Source organism: Streptomyces sp. NPDC029526, from assembly GCF_040637405.1.
GTDB lineage: Bacteria > Actinomycetota > Actinomycetes > Streptomycetales > Streptomycetaceae > Streptomyces.
In genome coordinates this window covers 81,124-97,750 of the sequence record NZ_JBEZWE010000016.1, presented here as the reverse complement: position 1 = coordinate 97,750, position 16,627 = coordinate 81,124, and the positions used below count along the sequence as shown (strand labels likewise).

General features: G+C 74.7%; 13 protein-coding genes. 3 read left to right on the top strand and 10 right to left on the bottom strand.

Translation table 11 applies throughout. The features are described from left to right. Positions 1 to 200: 200 nt before the first annotated feature. The 7 genes from AB0F01_RS25895 to AB0F01_RS25865 form a co-directional block, all read right to left on the bottom strand. Positions 201 to 1,208 (bottom strand): DUF5914 domain-containing protein, encoded by a 1,008-nt coding sequence (locus AB0F01_RS25895; RefSeq protein ID WP_362100307.1) that lies wholly within the window; start codon positions 1,206 to 1,208, stop codon positions 201 to 203. After that, positions 1,205 to 2,257, bottom strand: a complete 1,053-nt coding sequence (locus AB0F01_RS25890; RefSeq protein ID WP_362100304.1) for a phytoene/squalene synthase family protein — start codon at positions 2,255 to 2,257, stop codon at positions 1,205 to 1,207. Before AB0F01_RS25890 ends, AB0F01_RS25895 begins: the two co-directional genes overlap by 4 nt. After that, positions 2,244 to 3,848 (bottom strand): phytoene desaturase, encoded by a 1,605-nt coding sequence (locus AB0F01_RS25885; protein WP_362100302.1) that lies wholly within the window; start codon positions 3,846 to 3,848, stop codon positions 2,244 to 2,246. Before AB0F01_RS25885 ends, AB0F01_RS25890 begins: the two co-directional genes overlap by 14 nt. Further along, positions 3,845 to 4,987, bottom strand: coding sequence for a polyprenyl synthetase family protein (locus AB0F01_RS25880; RefSeq protein WP_362100407.1), 1,143 nt, complete (start codon positions 4,985 to 4,987; stop codon positions 3,845 to 3,847). Before AB0F01_RS25880 ends, AB0F01_RS25885 begins: the two co-directional genes overlap by 4 nt. Positions 4,988 to 5,172: 185 nt before the next feature. Continuing rightward, complete coding sequence (locus tag AB0F01_RS25875) at positions 5,173 to 6,549, bottom strand: deoxyribodipyrimidine photo-lyase (protein WP_362100300.1); 1,377 nt, start codon at positions 6,547 to 6,549, stop codon at positions 5,173 to 5,175. Between the two features lie 122 nt (positions 6,550 to 6,671). Beyond that, positions 6,672 to 8,252, bottom strand: a complete 1,581-nt coding sequence (locus tag AB0F01_RS25870) for an SDR family oxidoreductase (RefSeq protein ID WP_362100297.1) — start codon at positions 8,250 to 8,252, stop codon at positions 6,672 to 6,674. Positions 8,253 to 8,765: 513 nt separating this feature from the next. Then, positions 8,766 to 9,206 carry a hypothetical protein gene (locus AB0F01_RS25865; protein WP_362100294.1) on the bottom strand — a complete coding sequence of 147 codons (441 nt, stop codon included), beginning with the start codon at positions 9,204 to 9,206 and terminating at the stop codon, positions 8,766 to 8,768. A 265-nt stretch (positions 9,207 to 9,471) separates the two neighbouring features. On the opposite strand from AB0F01_RS25865, the gene AB0F01_RS25860 reads away from it, so the two are divergent. Beyond that, positions 9,472 to 10,029 (top strand): helix-turn-helix transcriptional regulator, encoded by a 558-nt coding sequence (locus AB0F01_RS25860; protein ID WP_362100291.1) that lies wholly within the window; start codon positions 9,472 to 9,474, stop codon positions 10,027 to 10,029. Between the two features lie 107 nt (positions 10,030 to 10,136). Beyond that, a complete protein-coding gene (locus AB0F01_RS25855) occupies positions 10,137 to 11,861 on the top strand; it encodes an acyl-CoA dehydrogenase family protein (RefSeq protein WP_362100288.1) in 1,725 nt (574 codons plus the stop codon). A gap of 172 nt (positions 11,862 to 12,033) precedes the next feature. Here AB0F01_RS25855 and AB0F01_RS25850 read toward each other — a convergent pair whose 3' ends face one another. Beyond that, a complete protein-coding gene (locus AB0F01_RS25850; RefSeq protein WP_362100285.1) occupies positions 12,034 to 12,948 on the bottom strand; it encodes an SDR family oxidoreductase in 915 nt (304 codons plus the stop codon). Positions 12,949 to 13,156: 208 nt separating this feature from the next. Between AB0F01_RS25850 and bla the strand changes: the two genes are divergently transcribed. After that, positions 13,157 to 14,056 (top strand): class A beta-lactamase, encoded by a 900-nt coding sequence (gene bla, locus AB0F01_RS25845; RefSeq protein ID WP_362100282.1) that lies wholly within the window; start codon positions 13,157 to 13,159, stop codon positions 14,054 to 14,056. A gap of 339 nt (positions 14,057 to 14,395) precedes the next feature. Here bla and AB0F01_RS25840 read toward each other — a convergent pair whose 3' ends face one another. Continuing rightward, positions 14,396 to 14,812 carry a universal stress protein gene (locus AB0F01_RS25840; protein ID WP_362100279.1) on the bottom strand — a complete coding sequence of 139 codons (417 nt, stop codon included), beginning with the start codon at positions 14,810 to 14,812 and terminating at the stop codon, positions 14,396 to 14,398. A gap of 1 nt (position 14,813) precedes the next feature. Next, positions 14,814 to 16,310: an APC family permease gene (locus AB0F01_RS25835; RefSeq protein ID WP_362100276.1), complete on the bottom strand. Its 1,497-nt coding sequence runs from the start codon at positions 16,308 to 16,310 to the stop codon at positions 14,814 to 14,816. Positions 16,311 to 16,627 lie beyond the last annotated feature (317 nt).

Sequence of the window (16,627 nt, the reverse complement as noted above, 5' to 3'; positions counted from 1 at the left end):
GTACCGTCGTTCGATGCGGCCGGCAGGGGACGAGCGGCCCCGGTGCCGCACGGACCTCCGACGGGGCCGGTAGGACGACGGCCCCCCGTGCCGCACCGCGCGGACGCCCGACGAGCGGCGGCGGGCGGCGCACCGGCCGGCGGAGGAGCGGAGGACGGAGCTGGGGGCGGAGCGTGCCGCCGGCGCCCCGCCCTCCGGCCTCACCCGGGGAAACGTCCCGTACTGCGCAGCGCCCAGCGTCGCTCCGCGTAGGCCAGGTCGTCGCGCCACAGACGTCCGGCCGTGCGCCGCATCAGCGGGCGCAGCGCCGGGGCGGCGGCCCGGGCGAGCCGGAAGCCCCGCCGGTCCGAGGCGGCGACGACCGCCTCGACCACCGCGGTCCGCGGCCGGGCGTGCCCCTCGCCGGTCAGCGGCGTCGCATGGGTCTCGACCACGGACGTCGCGCCCTCGCCCTCGGTGATGCGCATGACGATGGTGCGCGGTTCGGGCGTGGTGAACTCCGCCCGCACCGGCACCACCAGACGGCCCGCCACCCGGAAGGAGACGTCGACGACGAACGCGTCGTCACCGTCGCCGTCCGGCTCCGACACCACCGACAGGTCCACGAAGGAGTACGGGTGGAACCACGAGCCGTGCCACGGGTCCAGCCGGTTGGCGATCACGTCCTGGGGCTCGCAGCGCCCGACCGCCGTGAACACGGCGTCCACCCCCTCGCCCGCGACGGGCCGGGCCGGCACCACGGGCCGCTCGGTGGGCTCCTCACCGCCGACCGCGTCCAGGCGGACCCACACGAGGATGCCGTCGTCGTGTACCGGATACGGTTCCCAGCCGGCGAACGGGCCGCCCTCCAGGGCCAGTCCGTGCCAGTGGCACACCAGCGTGCCGCACACCACCCGGCTGTCGCGCAGCGGCGCCCCCAGGTGCGGGCAGACACCGGGCCCGGCCCGCAGCTCACCCGACGGCGAGCGCCACAGCACGACCTCGGTACCGCCCACCGTCCTGCCGTAGGGCTTCGCCCCGGCCCGGATCTCCCGCGACGCGCCGACGACGAACCAGTTCCCGGACGGGCGCGCCGAGGCGCGCTTGAGTGCTCCCGCGATCAGCGCCGGGCGCGCCCGGCGCCACGTCGGCTCCTGCCCGGCCCAGTCAGGACCGCTGCGCCGCCGCAGCGGCGACGTCCAGCGGGTACCGTCCGCCCGTCCCGTCACTGTCCCGCTCCTTCCGCCTCGAAGGCCGTCGCGCCCGGCGTGCGCACCGAGCCGGGCGTGCGTGTCGTACCCGGCGTGGGTGCCGTGCCGGGCACGGTACGGACCGGCCGCCGGTTCCGTGCGCGCCACCGGGCGCCGACCACCGCGACGGCGCCGCCCGCCGCCGTGGCGGCCCGGCGCCTGCGCGAGACCACCGCCCGCCGGTGCAGCACGCCGTAGTCCTGCTCCGCGATCGCGTCGAGGATTCCGCCGTACAGGGTGAACGCCGTACGGATGCAGGGCCGCACACGCGGATCGAGCAGGGCGATGCCCGGCTCCGCCGCGCGGTACACCTGCCGTGTCAGCGCCTCCGCGGCCACGAACGCCGCCCGGATCCGCGGATCACGGCGCCCCGTGCGGCGGCTCCACTCCAGCAGCGGCCGGTCCACGCCGTGGGCGGCCAGCAGGTCCGCCGGCAGGTAGACGCGGCCCCGGTCCAGGTCCTCGCCCACGTCCCGCAGGAAGTTGGTCAGCTGGAACGCCACCCCGAGGTCCGCCGCGTGCGGCTCCGCCTCCTCGCGCGGGCCGACCGTGCCCAGCACCGGGAGCATCTGCAGCCCGATGACCGCCGCCGAGCCGTGCATGTAGCCGCGCAGATCGGCGTAGGTGGGGTAGTCGGTGACCGTCAGGTCCGCGCGCATCGCGGCCATGAAGTCGACGAAGAGCGAGGGGTCGACGGCGTACCGGTCGGCGGTGTCGGCGACCGCCCGCACCACCGGCTCGTCACCGCCGCCGCTGCGCAGCCCCCGCAGCAGGTCCGCCTCCAGGGCCTCCAGCAGCCGGTCGCGTTCCGCGGGCGTGCGGCGACGGTCCAGGTCGTCCACGATGTCGTCCGCCCAGCGGGCGAAACCGTACAGGGCGTGCACGGCCGAACGCCGCTCCAGCGGCAGCAGGCGGGTGGCCAGGAAGTACGTCCGGCCGTGGCGGGCGTTGAGCCGCCGGCAGTGGGCGTAGTCGGCACGCAGCACGGGATCGGTGATCCCGGCGGCGTCCAGTTCACGACGGGTCATCGGCACCTGCCGGGGTCGGGGCGGACGGACGGGCGGCCGGCGCGGCGGCGGGGGAGGAGACGGGGACCGCGGCGGTACGGCCGCCCGGCACCCGGCGGCCCGCGCCGGACGGTCCTCCGGTGACGCGGGCGGCGGCCAGCTTGCCGCTGATCAGCACCGTCGGCACCCCCACCCCGGGCGTCGTCCCGCAGCCGGCCAGCACGACGTTGTCCAGCCCGCGCACCATGTTGCGCGGCCGGAACGGACCCGTCTGCGCGAAGGTGTGCGACACCGAGAACGGGCTGCCCGCCGCGTGGCCCTGAGCCGTCCAGTCCAGCGGGGTCACCAGTTGCTCCTCCTCGACACTGTCCGCGAAGCCCTCCAGCCCCCGGCGTTCCAGCTCGGCGACCAGACTGTCGCGGTAGCGGGGCCCCAGGTCCCGCCAGGCGGGCGCGGACGGACCGATCGTCGTGTTGGGACACGGGGCCAGCACGTAGTGCAGATGGCGGCCCGGGGGTGCCAGCGAGGCGTCGTGCGTCGTCGGCCGGGTGATCAGCAGTGACGGGTCGCTCATCAGCTCGCCCGTGCGGGTCAGTTCGTCGAAGGTGCGCTCCCAGGCGGCCCCGAAGGACAGCGTGTGGTGCGCCAGACCGGGCCAGGTGCGGTCCGTGCCCGCGTGCAGGATCACCGCGGACGGCGAGTGCCGCAGCGCGACCGGCCGCCGCGGAGCACGCCCCAACAGGCGGTGAGCGGTGGACAGTTCACAGGTGAGGACGACCGCGTCACAGGCGATGCGCTCGCCCGACGCCAGACGCACGGCCCGCACCCGCCCCGCCCGCCGCTCCAGCGACTCCACCTCGGTCGACCACCTGAGGTCGGCGCCCGCGTCGGCGGCGGCGTCGGCCATCGCCCGGGGCAGTGCGTGCATCCCGCCTCGGGGGAACCAGACCCCGGCCACCGTGTCCATGTACGCGATCACCGCGTACGCCGCCAGCGCCCGCTCGGGCGCCACCCCGGCGTACAGCGCCTGGAAGGAGAACACCCGGCGCAGTCGCGGATCGGCCAGGAACCGGCCGATGCGCGCGTCCAGCCGGCCGAAGCCGCCCAGGGCCGCCAGCCGTGCCAGGTCCGGGTGCAGCAGCTGCAGGGGCGAGTCGAAGTTCGTGTCGATGAAGCGGCGCATCTGCGCCCGGTACAGCCGCTGCAGCCACTCCCGCAGCCGCCGGTAGCCGGCTGCCTCCGCCGGTCCGGCGAACCTCCTGACCTCCGCCTCCATCGCCTCGCCGTCGGTGTGCACGTCGAGCGAGGTGCCGTCCGCGAAGGCGGCCCGGTACGCGGGGTGCAGGGCCGTCAGCTCCACACGGTCCGCAAGACTGTCCCCGACGGCCGCGAACGCCTCGTCGGCCAGCTCGGGCATCGTCAGCACCGTCGGCCCGGTGTCCACCTCGTACCCGCCCATCCGCAGCCGGCCGGACCGGCCGCCCGGCCCGGCGTCCCGCTCGACGAGCGTCACCCGGCGTCCCGCGCCCAACAGGTGCAGGGCGCAGGCGAGTCCGGACAGTCCGGCGCCCACCACGACGACGTGGTCGGTGGGTCCGCTCACCGTTCTCATCGGACTCCCTCCGCGCGGCTCGGGGAGACGCCCGACGCCCGCTCGACCAGCACGGCGAACTCCCGCCGCACGGCGAGATCCGCGCCGGACCGCTCGAACGACCGCAGGGCGGTCCGGGCCAGCCCGGCGATCCTCGACTCCACCACCGAGCGCGCCCCGGTGCGTTCCAGCGCGGCCCGCATCCGCTCCACGGTGACCCCGGGCCGGCCGGCGGCACCCGGCGAGAGCAGGCTCACGGCCTCCTCGTCACCGGCCGCGTCGGCCAGCCCCAGGCCGACGGCGAGCAGATACGTCGGCTTGCGCGTCCACAGGTCCTCACCGACCGGCTTGCCGGTCAGCGCCGGGTCGCCGAAGGCCCCCAGCAGATCGTCACGCAACTGGAAGGCCAGCCCGGCGCACCGGCCCGCCGCCCGCAGCGCGTCGACGGTGTACGCGTCGGCCCCGGCCAGCGCCGCGCCCAGGGCCATCGGCCGCTCCACGGTGTAGAGGGCGCTCTTGAGCGTGGCGATGGTCAGCGCCTCGTCGACGCCTACGGTCCCGGTGGCCTGCGCGTGCAGGTCCCGGTACTGCCCGGCGACCATCTCCCCGCGCATCGCACGCCACTCCCGCAGCAGCCGCGTCCCGTGCGGCGACGCGAGGGCCGTCTCCGTCAGCAGGTCGTCCGCCCACGCCAGCGCCAGGTCCCCGGCGAGCACCGCGGCCGACGTCGCGAACTCCTCCGCCGAACCGGACATCCGCCGCGCCCGGTGCATGGCCGCCAGGTCCACGTGCACGGCGGGCGCCCCCCGCCGCAGCGGCGATCCGTCCATCACGTCGTCGTGTATGAGGGCGCACGCCTGGAGGAGTTCCAGCGCCGCCCCGATCCGCAGCACGTCGGTGCCGTCCCCCGCGCCGCCGGCGGCACGCCAGCCGCACCACGCGAACGCGGTCCGCAGCCGCTTGCCCCCGCGCCGCACGAGCGTGGCGACCCGGCCCGCCACGTCACGGGCGTACACCGGGTCCACGTCGTGGGCCCGGGACAGGTGCACGTCGAGGACACGCTCCAGAACCGGTTCGACCGCCCGGGCGGCGTCCGGAGCGGTGAGCGGGTCGTCCACGGTCTCTGCCGGTCCGGCCGTCGTCGGCCGCAGTCCAAGCATGCACAACCCCTTCTCGCTCTCAGTCATCTGCACACCTGTGCTTCCGCCGGGTGCCCCGGTCCGGATGCGCTGATGCCTGCCCGGTGGGGGCGGCGGCACGGGCGACCCTCACCCCATCGGCCCCGCGACGGTTCGCCCGTGGGGGTGTGTCACCTGCCGGAGGAGGCCCGCCGGCCGTCGGTGCGTCAGTCGCGGCCACGGGCCCTCCTGAAACGTGCCAGGCCGTCGGCGAGGCCGATCAGCGGATCCGGGTAGCGCAGCCGGGACCGTTCCGCCTCCGGCAGGCGCCAGGGCTCGTGCACCTTCCCGCCGGGCACGTCCGCCAGTTCGGGCACCCAGCGGCGCACGTACACACCGTCCGGGTCGTGCCGCCGGCCCTGCAGCACCGGATTGAGGACGCGGTGCGGGCGGGTGTCGGTGCCCGTGCCGGCGACCCACTGCCAGTTCAGCTGGTTGTTGACGACGTCCCCGTCCACCAGCCAGTCCAGGAAGTGCCGGGCACCGATGCGCCAGTCCACGTACAGGGTCTTGGTCAGGAAACTCGCCGTCAGCAGGCGGGCCCGGTTGTGCATCCACCCCTCGTGCCGCAGTTGGCGCATCGCCGCGTCCACCACCGGGTAGCCGGTGCGGCCCTCCCGCCAGGCGGCGATGTCCTCGGCGGCCTCGTCCTCGGTGCGCCAGCGGTCGCCGCGGGTGCGGTAGTCCCGCACGGACGCCTCGGGACGGGCGGCCAGCACCTGGTGGTGGAAGTCCCGCCAGCACAGCTGCCGCACGAACGCGTCCGCGGCCGGGCCGCCGTGCGCGCGGGCCCGCTGGACGAGTTCGGCCGGCGAGAGGGCACCGAAGTGCAGGTACGGCGAGAGCCGCGAGGTCAGGTCGCCCGCCAGGTCGTCCTGCCCCTCGGCGTAGCTGCCGGGCCCGTCGAACCCCCTGCCGGACCACCGGGAGAACCGCTCCCGGCCCGCGGACTCACCGCCCGCCGCGAGACCGGGGGAGATCCCGGACGGCCGGGACGGCAGCGGCTGACCGCGCACCGCGGACGGCACCGGCACGGAACGCGGCGCCCGGTGCGCCGGCCGCAGCCGCTCGTCCGTCCAGCGCCGGAAGTACGGGGTGAACACGGAGTAGTGGTCGGAGCCGGCGGGCGCCACCGCCCCCGGGGCCACCGCGGTGACCACGGCGTCGTGCACCCGCAGCGCCACGCCCCGTTCGCCCAGTGCGCGGCGCAGCCGCTCCTCCCGGTGGTGGGCGTAGGCCGTGACGCCCGCCGCCAGGTGCACCTCGGCCGCTCCGCACTCGGCCGCCACGGCGGCCACCTCCTCGGCCACCGGACCGGACCGCACCACCAGCCGGCCGCCCCGTTCGCGCAGCGAGGCGTCCAGGTCGGCCAGGCAGTCGGCGAGGAACGCCACCCGGTTGGGGACGTCGAAGCCCGCCGCGTGGACGCCGGGGTCCCGGACGAACAGCGGCACGACCTCGTCCGCCGCGGCCAGCGCGGCGTGCAGCGGCGGATGGTCGTGCAGACGCAGGTCCGAGGTGAAGAGGACGACGGCGACGGTCATGGCGTCCCTCCTGGTGCGGCGGTACTGCGTGACGGCGGTGCGGGCCCCGGTCGGCGCGGGCGCGCCGGCGCGCGGAGGCGGGGCGGGCGTGAGGCGTTCCGGCCGGGTGACGCGGCGCCGCCCTACTGCTCGGCCCGGCGGGGACGGGCACCCCCGCGGGGTCGGCCTCCCGGCGACGCGGCCGGCCCGCCCTTCGGTGCGCTCAGCCCTTTGGCGGCGGCCTGGGTGATGTTGCGGGCCATGCCGCCGAAGACGATCGCGTGGAAGGGCGAGACGGACCACCAGTAGGCGTGCCCCGGCAGACCGCGCGGGTGGAACACCGCCCGCTGCCGGTACCGGGTCCGGCCCTGCTCGTCCGTCACCACGCGCATCTCCAGCCAGGCCGCCCCCGGCAGCCGCATCTCCGCGCGCAGCCGCAGCAGACGGCCCGGTTCGATCTCCTCCACCCGCCAGAAGTCCAGCGAGTCGCCCACCCGCAGCCGTTCGGCGTCCCGCCGCCCGCGCCGGAGCCCCACCCCGCCGACGAACCGGTCCAGCCAGCCGCGGACCGCCCACGCCAGCGGGAAGGAGTACCAGCCGTTGTCGCCCCCGATGCCCTCGATCACCTTCCACAGGGCCTGCGGGGACGCGTCGACCGGCCGTTCCCGCTCGTCCTCATACAGGCTGCCCCCGGCCCAGGCCGGGTCGGTGGGCAGTGGGTCGCTGGGCGCTCCCGGGACGGCGGCGGACGACCAGCGCGTCGAGACCTGGGCGTCCCGGACTCGGCGCAGCGCCAGCCGCAGCGCATCGTCGAACGGCAGCGGACGGCCCGGGGCGTCGGGCATGTGACGGGCGATGTCGTGCTCGTGGCAGACGACCTCGTGCCGCAGCGATTCGGTCAGCGGACGGGCGATGGCCGCCGGCACCGGGGTGACCAGGCCCACCCAGTAGCTGGACAGCCGCGGGGAGAGCACCGGCACCGGCACGATCAGCCTTCGTCGCAGCCCGCTGACGGCGGCGTAGCGGCGCATCATGTCGCGGTAGGTGAGCACGTCCGGCCCGCCGATGTCGAACGCCCGGTCGACGTCGGCCGGCATGGTCGCCGAACCGACCAGGTAGCGCAGCACGTCGCGCACCGCGATCGGCTGCGTGCGGGTGTCCACCCAGCGGGGCGTGACCATGCCCGGCAGCCGTTCGGTCAGGTAGCGCAGCATCTCGAACGAGGCCGACCCGGAGCCGATGACGACGGCGGCCCGCAGCACGGTGGCCGGCACCGGCGAGTCCAGGAAGATCCGACCGACCTCCGCCCGTGACCGCAGGTGCGGCGAAAGAGATGCCTCGGGCACCCCCATCGGAGTGAGCCCGCCGAGGTAGACGATGCGCCGGACCCCCGCCGCATGGGCCTGCTCGGCGAAGATCCGCGCCGCCCGGCGGTCGGTGTCCTCGAACCCGGAGCCCGAACCGAGGGCGTGCACCAGGTAGTACGCCACGTCCACGCCCCGCAGCGCGGCGGCGACGGACGCGGCGTCCGTGACGTCCCCGCGCACCGTCTCCACGTCACCCGCCCACGGGTGGTCCCGCAGCTTGTCCGGGGACCGGGCCAGACAGCGGACCCCGTGGCCGGCCTCCAGCAGTTCCGGAACCAGGCGACCGCCGATGTACCCGGACGCTCCGGTGACCAGGCAGAGCAGCCGCCCGGAGTCCCGCTGCGCTTGCGTGCCCACGGTCCGACCTCCCTGTGTGCGCCTCCGGGACGTTCCCGGGCCGTCGTTCCGAGCATGGCCGCAGGAGCCGCACCGCGCCCGTCGCGGACGGGGCCGGCACCCCCTCCCGTCGGGCACCCGGGCGGAGGGCACGCACGCGGGCGCCCGCCCCCGGAACGGGACGTCGGAAGCGCCACGCCGCTCCTGCACACCCCCACTTCGCCCGCAGGGGGCCCACCGGATGCAGGGACCGCCGGATCGGCGCTCGGTGGGTCCGGACGCAGGGCACGGCCGACGGGCCGACGCCGACCGCCGGACCGGCGCCTGCCGGCGCGTCCCGCCGGTCCGGCGGCCCGCGGACTCGGCAGCTCTGGCTGTCTGTCCGACCGTCCACCACGGACCTGCCGGAGGGGGCCGCCGTCGTCGCGGGGCGCCCTGGCGCGGTCCGTTCGACGGCCCCTCGCGGGATCCGCGCGGAATTCTCGCGGGCTTGGGTGCTGCGCCCGGTGCGAGCGCCCGGCGGGGACGGGGAAATCAGTCGAGGTCGGTCTCGATCCCGCGCGCGGCGAAGACCTCCGCCGCGTCCGCCACGGCCAGCACACCGTCCTCCACGAAGGTGACCTCCCGCAGGTTGGGCAGCAGGACGAGGTCGTCCAGCGAGCGGACGTCGAACAGATCGTCCTCGCCGTCCCAGGCGGGAGCACAGTGCCGGAAGATCTCGGCCCCGGCGTCGAAGCACAGCTCCTCGACGCGGGCGAGCAGTTCGGCCGGGATGTCCAGGGCCTCGAAGTGGGCGCGGGACTCCGGCAGCACCTGCGCGTGCAGACCGTGCTCCAGGACGTAGGAGGTGGGGTCACCGATGCCCCGCCCGGCCAGCCGCTCGGACAGGTCGTACACCGGAAGGAGCGGATCGGGGCCGTACATGAGCTCCTCGAGGACGAGCAGCTTGAGGTTGAAATCGCGGAACTGGATCATCCGGCATCCCTATCACGGGGCTACGACACGCCTGGAGCGGTCCGTCCGGCCGCCGTTCCGCCTGAGCCACCGTCCCCTCCGGCCGCCGTCCCGTCCGGCCGCCGTCCCGTCCGGCCGCCGTCCCGTCCGGCCGCCGTCCCGGTCGCCCCGCCTGCCTCTCCGGCGTGCTCTCCGCGCCGCGAGGGGCGGCGCCCGCACCGCGCGTGAGCGGTGTCTCACCGCCCGGACGTTGCTATGCAACAAGGTGCATAGCAGGATCGGAGGCATGGCGCTCGAGCACGCGATCCTCGTCTCCCTGCTGGAGAAGCCGGGCTCCGGCTATGAACTGGCCCGGCGGTTCGACCGTTCCATCGGGTACTTCTGGACCTCCACCCACCAGCAGATCTACCGCGTCCTCAAGCGCATGGAGAGCGACGGCTGGGTCGAGGTCCGCGACATCGCGCAGTACGGGCGTCCGGACAAGAAGGAGTACTCCGTCACGGACCCCGGACGGCTGGCGCTCACCGCGTGGCTGGACGAACCGACCGAGCCCGAGAGCGTCCGCCACGATCTGGCCGTGAAGGTCCGCGGCGCCGCCTTCGGCGATCCGGCCGCCCTGATCAGCCAGGTCGAAGGGCACCGGCAGGCGCACGAGGAGCGCCTCGCCCACTACCTCGCCGGCGAGGCCCGCGACTTCGGCGAACCCCCGCCGGACGGCCGGCTCGACGCCGAGCGGGAACTCCAGCACGCCGTGCTGCGGGGCGGCATCGCGTACGAGCGGATGATGATCGCCTGGCTCGACGACGTCCTCGCCACCCTGGCCCGGTTCGACACCGGCCGCTGACCGGCCGGGCGGACCACCCCGGCACCCGTCCCGTGTCCCGCCCCAGGGCCGGGACACCGGCCCTCTTCCCCTCCCACCCCATCCCTACCAGCCGAAAGGCGGCACCCATGGCCGATCCGCTGCTCCTCAATCCGCGCACGTACGACCCCGCGCACTTCGACCCGGAGACCCGCAGGCTGCTGCGCGCCACCGTCGACTGGTTCGAGGAGCGGGGCAAGCGCCGGCTGATCGAGGACTACCGCACGCGCGCCTGGCTCGGCGACTTCCTCGCCTTCGCCGCGAAGGAGGGCCTCTTCGCGACCTTCCTCACCCCCGCCTCGGCGGCCGGGGACGGCGAGAGCGACAAGCGGTGGGACACCGCCCGCATCGCCGCCCTCAACGAGATCCTCGGCTTCTACGGCCTCGACTACTGGTACGCCTGGCAGGTCACCATCCTGGGCCTCGGCCCCGTCTGGCAGAGCGACAACCCGGCCGCCCGTGCCCGCGCCGCTGAACTCCTCGACCAGGGCGAGGTGTTCGCCTTCGGCCTCTCCGAGAAGGCCCACGGCGCCGACATCTACTCCACCGACATGCTCCTGGAGCCCGACGGCTCCGGCGGCTTCCGCGCCACCGGCTCCAAGTACTACATCGGCAACGGCAACGCCGCCGGCCTCGTCTCCGTCTTCGGCCGCCGCACCGACGTCGAGGGCCCGGACGGTTACGTGTTCTTCGCCGCCGACAGCCGCCACCCGGCGTACCACCTGGTCAAGAACGTCGTCGACTCCTCCAAGTACGTCAGCGAGTTCCGCCTGGAGGACTACCCGGTGGCGCCCGAGGACGTCCTGCACACCGGCCGGGCCGCGTTCGACGCCGCCCTCAACACCGTCAACGTGGGCAAGTTCAACCTGTGCACCGCGTCCATCGGCATCTGCGAGCACGCGATGTACGAGGCCGTCACCCACGCCCACAACCGCATCCTCTACGGCCGTCCCGTCACCGCCTTCCCGCACGTACGGCGCGAGTTGACCGACGCCTACGTGCGCCTGGTCGGCATGAAGCTGTTCAGCGACCGAGCCGTCGACTACTTCCGCACCGCGGGCCCCGACGACCGCCGCTACCTGCTCTTCAACCCGATGACGAAGATGAAGGTCACCACGGAGGGCGAGAAGGTCATCGACCTGATGTGGGACGTCATCGCCGCCAAGGGCTTCGAGAAGGACAACTACTTCGCCCAGGCGGCCGTCGAGATCCGCGGCCTGCCGAAGCTGGAGGGCACGGTCCACGTCAACCTGGCGCTGATCCTGAAGTTCATGCGCCACCACCTGCTCGACCCGGTCGACTACGCGCCCGTCCCCACCCGCCTCGACGCGGCCGACGACGACTTCCTCTTCCGCCAGGGCCCGGCCCGCGGGCTCGGCTCGGTCCGCTTCCACGACTGGCGCCCGGCCTACGACACCTACGCCCACCTGCCCAACGTCGCGCGCTTGCGTGAACAGGCCGACGCGCTCTGCGAGTTCGTCCGCACGGCCGCTCCCGACGAGGAGCAGAGCCGCGACCTCGACCTCCTCCTCGCCGTCGGCCGGCTCTTCGCGCTCGTCGTCCACGGGCAGCTGGTCCTGGAGCAGGCGGCCCTCACGAGCCTCGACGAGGACGTGCTCGACGAGCTGTTCGCCGTCCTCGTACGGGACTTCTCCGCCGACGCCGTCGAACTGCACGGCAAGGACTCCGCGACCGAGGCGCAGCAGCAGTGGGCGCTCGGCGCGGTCCGGCGCCCGGTGGTCGACGCGGCACGTTCCGAGCGCGTCTGGCAGCGAGTCGAGGGGCTGTCGGGGGCGTACGAGATGAAGCCCTGAGGCGGCGGCGTACGCGCCCCGGGCGGGCCGCGCCGCACGCCCGCCCGGCGAGCCGCTCACGGACCGCGGGCGGCGACGGCCACCGGGCCACCCGGCCACCGGGCCACCCGGCCGGTGTGTCGCCCCGCGCCCGGCGACGGCCTAGGAGAGGAGTACGGAACCGGGCGGCGCCCTACCGGTCGCCACCCGCGTCCTGGCCGGCGTGCCCGGCCCGGCCCGCGTGGTCGGCCCGGCCGCCGGCGCCGAGCAGGCCCGTCGCCTCGAAGCTCTCCTCGGCGGCCAGGCGCGGCAGTTCACGCCGGGACAGCAGCGTCACCACCGGCGGCATCGCGGCCCGCACGGCCTGGGTGGCGCGCAGCCAGCGGGGCACGTAGACGGTCGGGCGGCGCCGCTCGACGGCCCGGACCAGCCGGCCCGCCACGTGGTCGACGGGGAACACCGTGCGGGCCGGCGGCGGCATGTGGCCGCGCAGATGCCGCAGCACGGCGTACTGGTCGGCGTCCCGGATCATGTCGGTGTCCGTCCAGTTGATGTAGGCGATGCCCACCCCGACCCGCCGGTGGGCGACCTCCGCCCGCAGCGCGTGCGCGAACGACTCGACGCCCGCCTTGGACGCGCAGTAGGCGCTCATCATCGGCGCCGCTCCGATGGACGCGAGCGAGGCGACCTGGAGGAAGTAGCCCCGGGTCTGGAACAGGGCGGGCAGGAACACACGTGCGGTGACCGCGCTGCCGATCAGGTTCACCTCCACGACCCGGCGCCAGACCGCGGGGTCGGACGTCTCGAAGGGGCCGCCCTCGGCCACACCCGCGTTGGCGACCACGACGGACGGCGGTCCGAACGTCGCACCGATCTCGGCGGCGACCCGTGCCATGCCCCGGTCGTCGGTGACGTCCACCTCCCAGCACCGGGAGTCGCCGGGCAGGGTGTCCCGCACCCGGGCGAGTGTGCTCTCCTCCCGGCCGAGCAGGGCGATCCTCGCGCCCCGCGCGGACAGGTCCCGGGCCAGCGCCTCACCCAGTCCGCGCGCCGCACCGGTCACGACGGCGGTACGCCCGCGCAGCGGGCTGTGGTGCACAGGCGGCATGGGACGGCTCCTCTCGCGCGGCACTCGGCTCACGGTAGGCGCGTCCCGGCCGGTCGGCACCCCGGGCCGCCCGGCCCGCTCGCCCACCCGTGCGGGACGGCACGACGGCGCCGCGCTGCGCGGCGTCTCCCGCCGGGCGCAACCGCGCGCCCCCCGCCCCGCGTCGATCATGCTGAAGGCAAGCCGCCCCCCGACGAAGGAGTGCCCCATGTTCCGCCGAGGCCGGCCCCACACGACCCCCCTGACCCGGCGCACCTTACTCACCGCCGGAACGGCCACCGCCACGGCCGCCCTGCTCGCCCCGCCCGCCCACGCCTCCGAAGGCCCCACCGGGCGCTTCCGCGCGCTGGAGCGGCGGTACGGGGCCCGGCTGGGCGTCTACGCCCACGACGTCCGCTCCGGGAGGACGGTGTGCCACCGGGCCGACACGCTGTTCCCCCTCTGCTCCGTGTTCAAGCCGCTCGCCGCCGCGGCCGTCCTGCGCGACCTGGACCGTCACGGCGAGGTCCTGTCCCGCCGCATCCACTACACCGCCGGCGACCTCGTCGAGGGGTCGGACCGCACCCGCGAGAACCTGGCCACGGGCATGACGGTCGCCGAGCTGTGCGACGTCACGATCCGCTTCAGTGACAACACCGCCGCGAACCTCCTCCTGCGTGAGCTGGGCGGCCCCACCGCGGTCACCCGCTTCGCCCGCTCGACCGGCGACGCGGTGACCCGCCTGGACCGTTGGGAGACCGAACTGAACTCGGCGGAGCCCTGGCGGATCACCGACACCACCAGCCCGCGGGCCATCGGCCGCACCTACGCCCGCCTCGTCCTCGGGGACGCCCTGAACCGTCCCGACCGCGACCTGCTGACGGACTGGATGCTGCGCAACGAGACCAGTCACGCCCGGCTGCGGGCCGGCCTGCCCGACGACTGGACGGTCGCGGACAAGACCGGAGCAGGTTCCTACGGCACCAACAACAACGTGGGCATCGCCTGGACGGACGACGGAACACCGCTCGTGCTCTCCCTGATGTCCCGCATGCCCGACCGGGACGCGGTGCGGAACGACCAGCTGATCGCGGAGGCGGCCGCCGTCCTGGCGGACACCCTGGGATAGGCGGACCCGACGGGCCGGGCGGGGACCGGGAGGCCGTCCGGTCCTCGCCCGGGCCGCTCCGGGGCCGGGCGTCGGCGAGAACCCGTCGACCGGGGGAGGCGGACAACCCTCGATCGGGGCCGTTGCCGTTGCCGTTGCCGTCGCCGTGGCCACGGGGAGATGCGGGCCGACCGGTCACCGCCACCGTTGGCCCGCCCCACGGCCTCCTCCGAGGCCCGGGCGCGCGGCCCCATCCCCACGGTCTCCTCCGAGGCCCGCGCCCGCGGCCTCGCCCCCTGCCACCGCGGCGGCGCGCCCGCGGCCCCGCCCCCGCCACCGCGGCGGAGCCGCCGCCGGGACTCACGGCGCGGTGGGCACGCACAGCACCGGGGTCCGGGCCAGGTGCAGCAGCTTGTGCGGCGTCGAGCCCAGCAGGGCCCCCCGCAGCGGGCTCTCGCCCCAGCTGCCGACCACGATGACCCGGGCGGCGTGCCGTTCCGCGGAGTCGAGCAGCGCCTCGGCGGGCTTGCGGTCGATGAGCTCGACGGTGGTCCGCACACCGGCCCCGTCGGCAGCCCGCACGGCGTGGTCGAGCGCCGCGCGCCCGGCCTCGTGCAGGGCGTCGATGTGCGCGCTGTACTCCTCGCCCATCGCGCCGGGCGGTGCCGCCCCGTAGACCACGACCAGCCGTTCGTCGAACGCGGCCGAGACGTCGATGGCCACCCGCAGGGCGCTCGTCGCGCCGGGCGACTCGTCGTATCCGAGGACGACCGTCATCTCAGGGCTCCTTGCGGCCGTGGACGAGTTCGGGGTCGGCCACCCCCCGGCGCTCCGACCAGAAGGCGGGCGCCAGGAAACGCCACACGACCATCAGCACGACGCCCGCGAGCGAGATGCCGATGCCGATGACCAGGGGAGGACCGAGACCGAACCAGGAGACGCCGCTGTAGGAGTTCGTCGGGTCGGACATGTCGGCGACCGACTCCACCAGCAGCCAGGTCAGCAGCCCCGCGCCGACCACCGGACCCAGGCCGATGAACAGGAAATTGCGCAGGCTCTCGGTGAGGTGGCGGCGGTAGTAGACCGCGCAGGCGATGCCCGTGAGCGCGTAGTAGAACGCGATGAGCAGGGACAGCGCGGTGAGCGAGTCGAACAGGGCGTTGCTGCTGATCTGGTTGACGACGAGGTACCACGCGATGGCGATGCCGGCGACCCACCAGGTGCTGACGTCGGGGGTGCGGAAGCGCGGGTGGATGTGTGCGAAGGAGGCGGGCAGGGCGCGGCGCCGCGCCATGGACAACGCGGTGCGGGAGGCGGGGATGATCGTGGTCTGCGTCGAGGCGATGCCGGAGGTGGAGACCGCGAGCAGCACCACCCAGTCCCAGCCGCCCATCGCCTCGTCGGCGAGCAGGGCGAAGATGAACTCCTCCTCCTCGGCGTTCTCGGCGAGGAAGGCCGGGCCGGCGTAGGCGACCACGGCATAGGCGACCGACACGTAGGTGAGCAGCAGGATGACGGTCGACCACACGGCGGCCCGGCCGGGGGCGGAGGCGGAGTGCCTGACCTCCTCGGTGAGGTTGACCGCGGATTCCCAGCCCCAGTAGATGAACACGCCCAGCAGCAGGGCGCCGGTGAGGGAGGCACCGCCCGCCCCGAAGGGGTCGAGCCACCGCACGGCCGGCCGGGTGGACTCCAGTGAGCCGGTGCCGGCGTAGACGCGGTACAGGGCGACCACCGCGAAGGCGAGGAGGCAGGCCACCTGGGCGAGGATGAGGGCGTTCTGGACGCGGGCCGACACCTCGGTGCCGATGACGCACACGGCCGTCATCAGCAGGATGAGCAGCACGGTGAGCAACTGGCGCACGAAGTCGTTCTCGACCCAGCTGTCGAGGCCGAAGGCGAGCAGGGCGAAGGTGACCGCGACGTCGGCCAGGGATCCGACCACCAGGACACCGGTCATGGCGATGGCCCATCCGCCGAGCCAGCCGGTCCAGGGTCCCATCGCCCGGGTGACCCAGGAGAAGGTCGTGCCGCAGTCCTGGTCGACCCGGTTGAGGTAGTAGAACGCCGAGGCGATCAGCAGCATCGGCACGAAGGAGGCGAACAGCACGCCGGGGGCGTAGATGCCGACCAGGGCCACGACCGGCCCGATGACCGCCGCCAGCGAGTAGGCGGGGGAGGTCGCGTTGAGTCCGATCACCAGTGCGTCGACGAACCCGATCGCGTTGGCCTTGAGGCCCTCGGCCGGGCGGGTCTCCTGGGGTGCGCCGGTCATGCTCCCTCCCTCGCGTCGGGCGTAACCCCATCAAAACGCCGCAAGCGGATTTTCGCCCGGTGTGCCCGTCCGGGGTGTGCCGTCGGACGCGGGCGCGATCGGGGGCAGGTCCGCCCGGCCCCGGCGGCGCGGCCGGCCGGACACGTGGGAAGCGGTCCGGGCGGCCTCCCCGGGCGGCGCCGTCGGCGGTGGCGTCAGGAACCGAAGGCACGACGGCTGCGGTTTCAGGTTTCAACTAGCGGTTGTGTTCATTCTATTGACACGTGCATTACATCGGCTTTACGTTCCGGCCATCTGAGAGCGCTCTCAGACTCCCC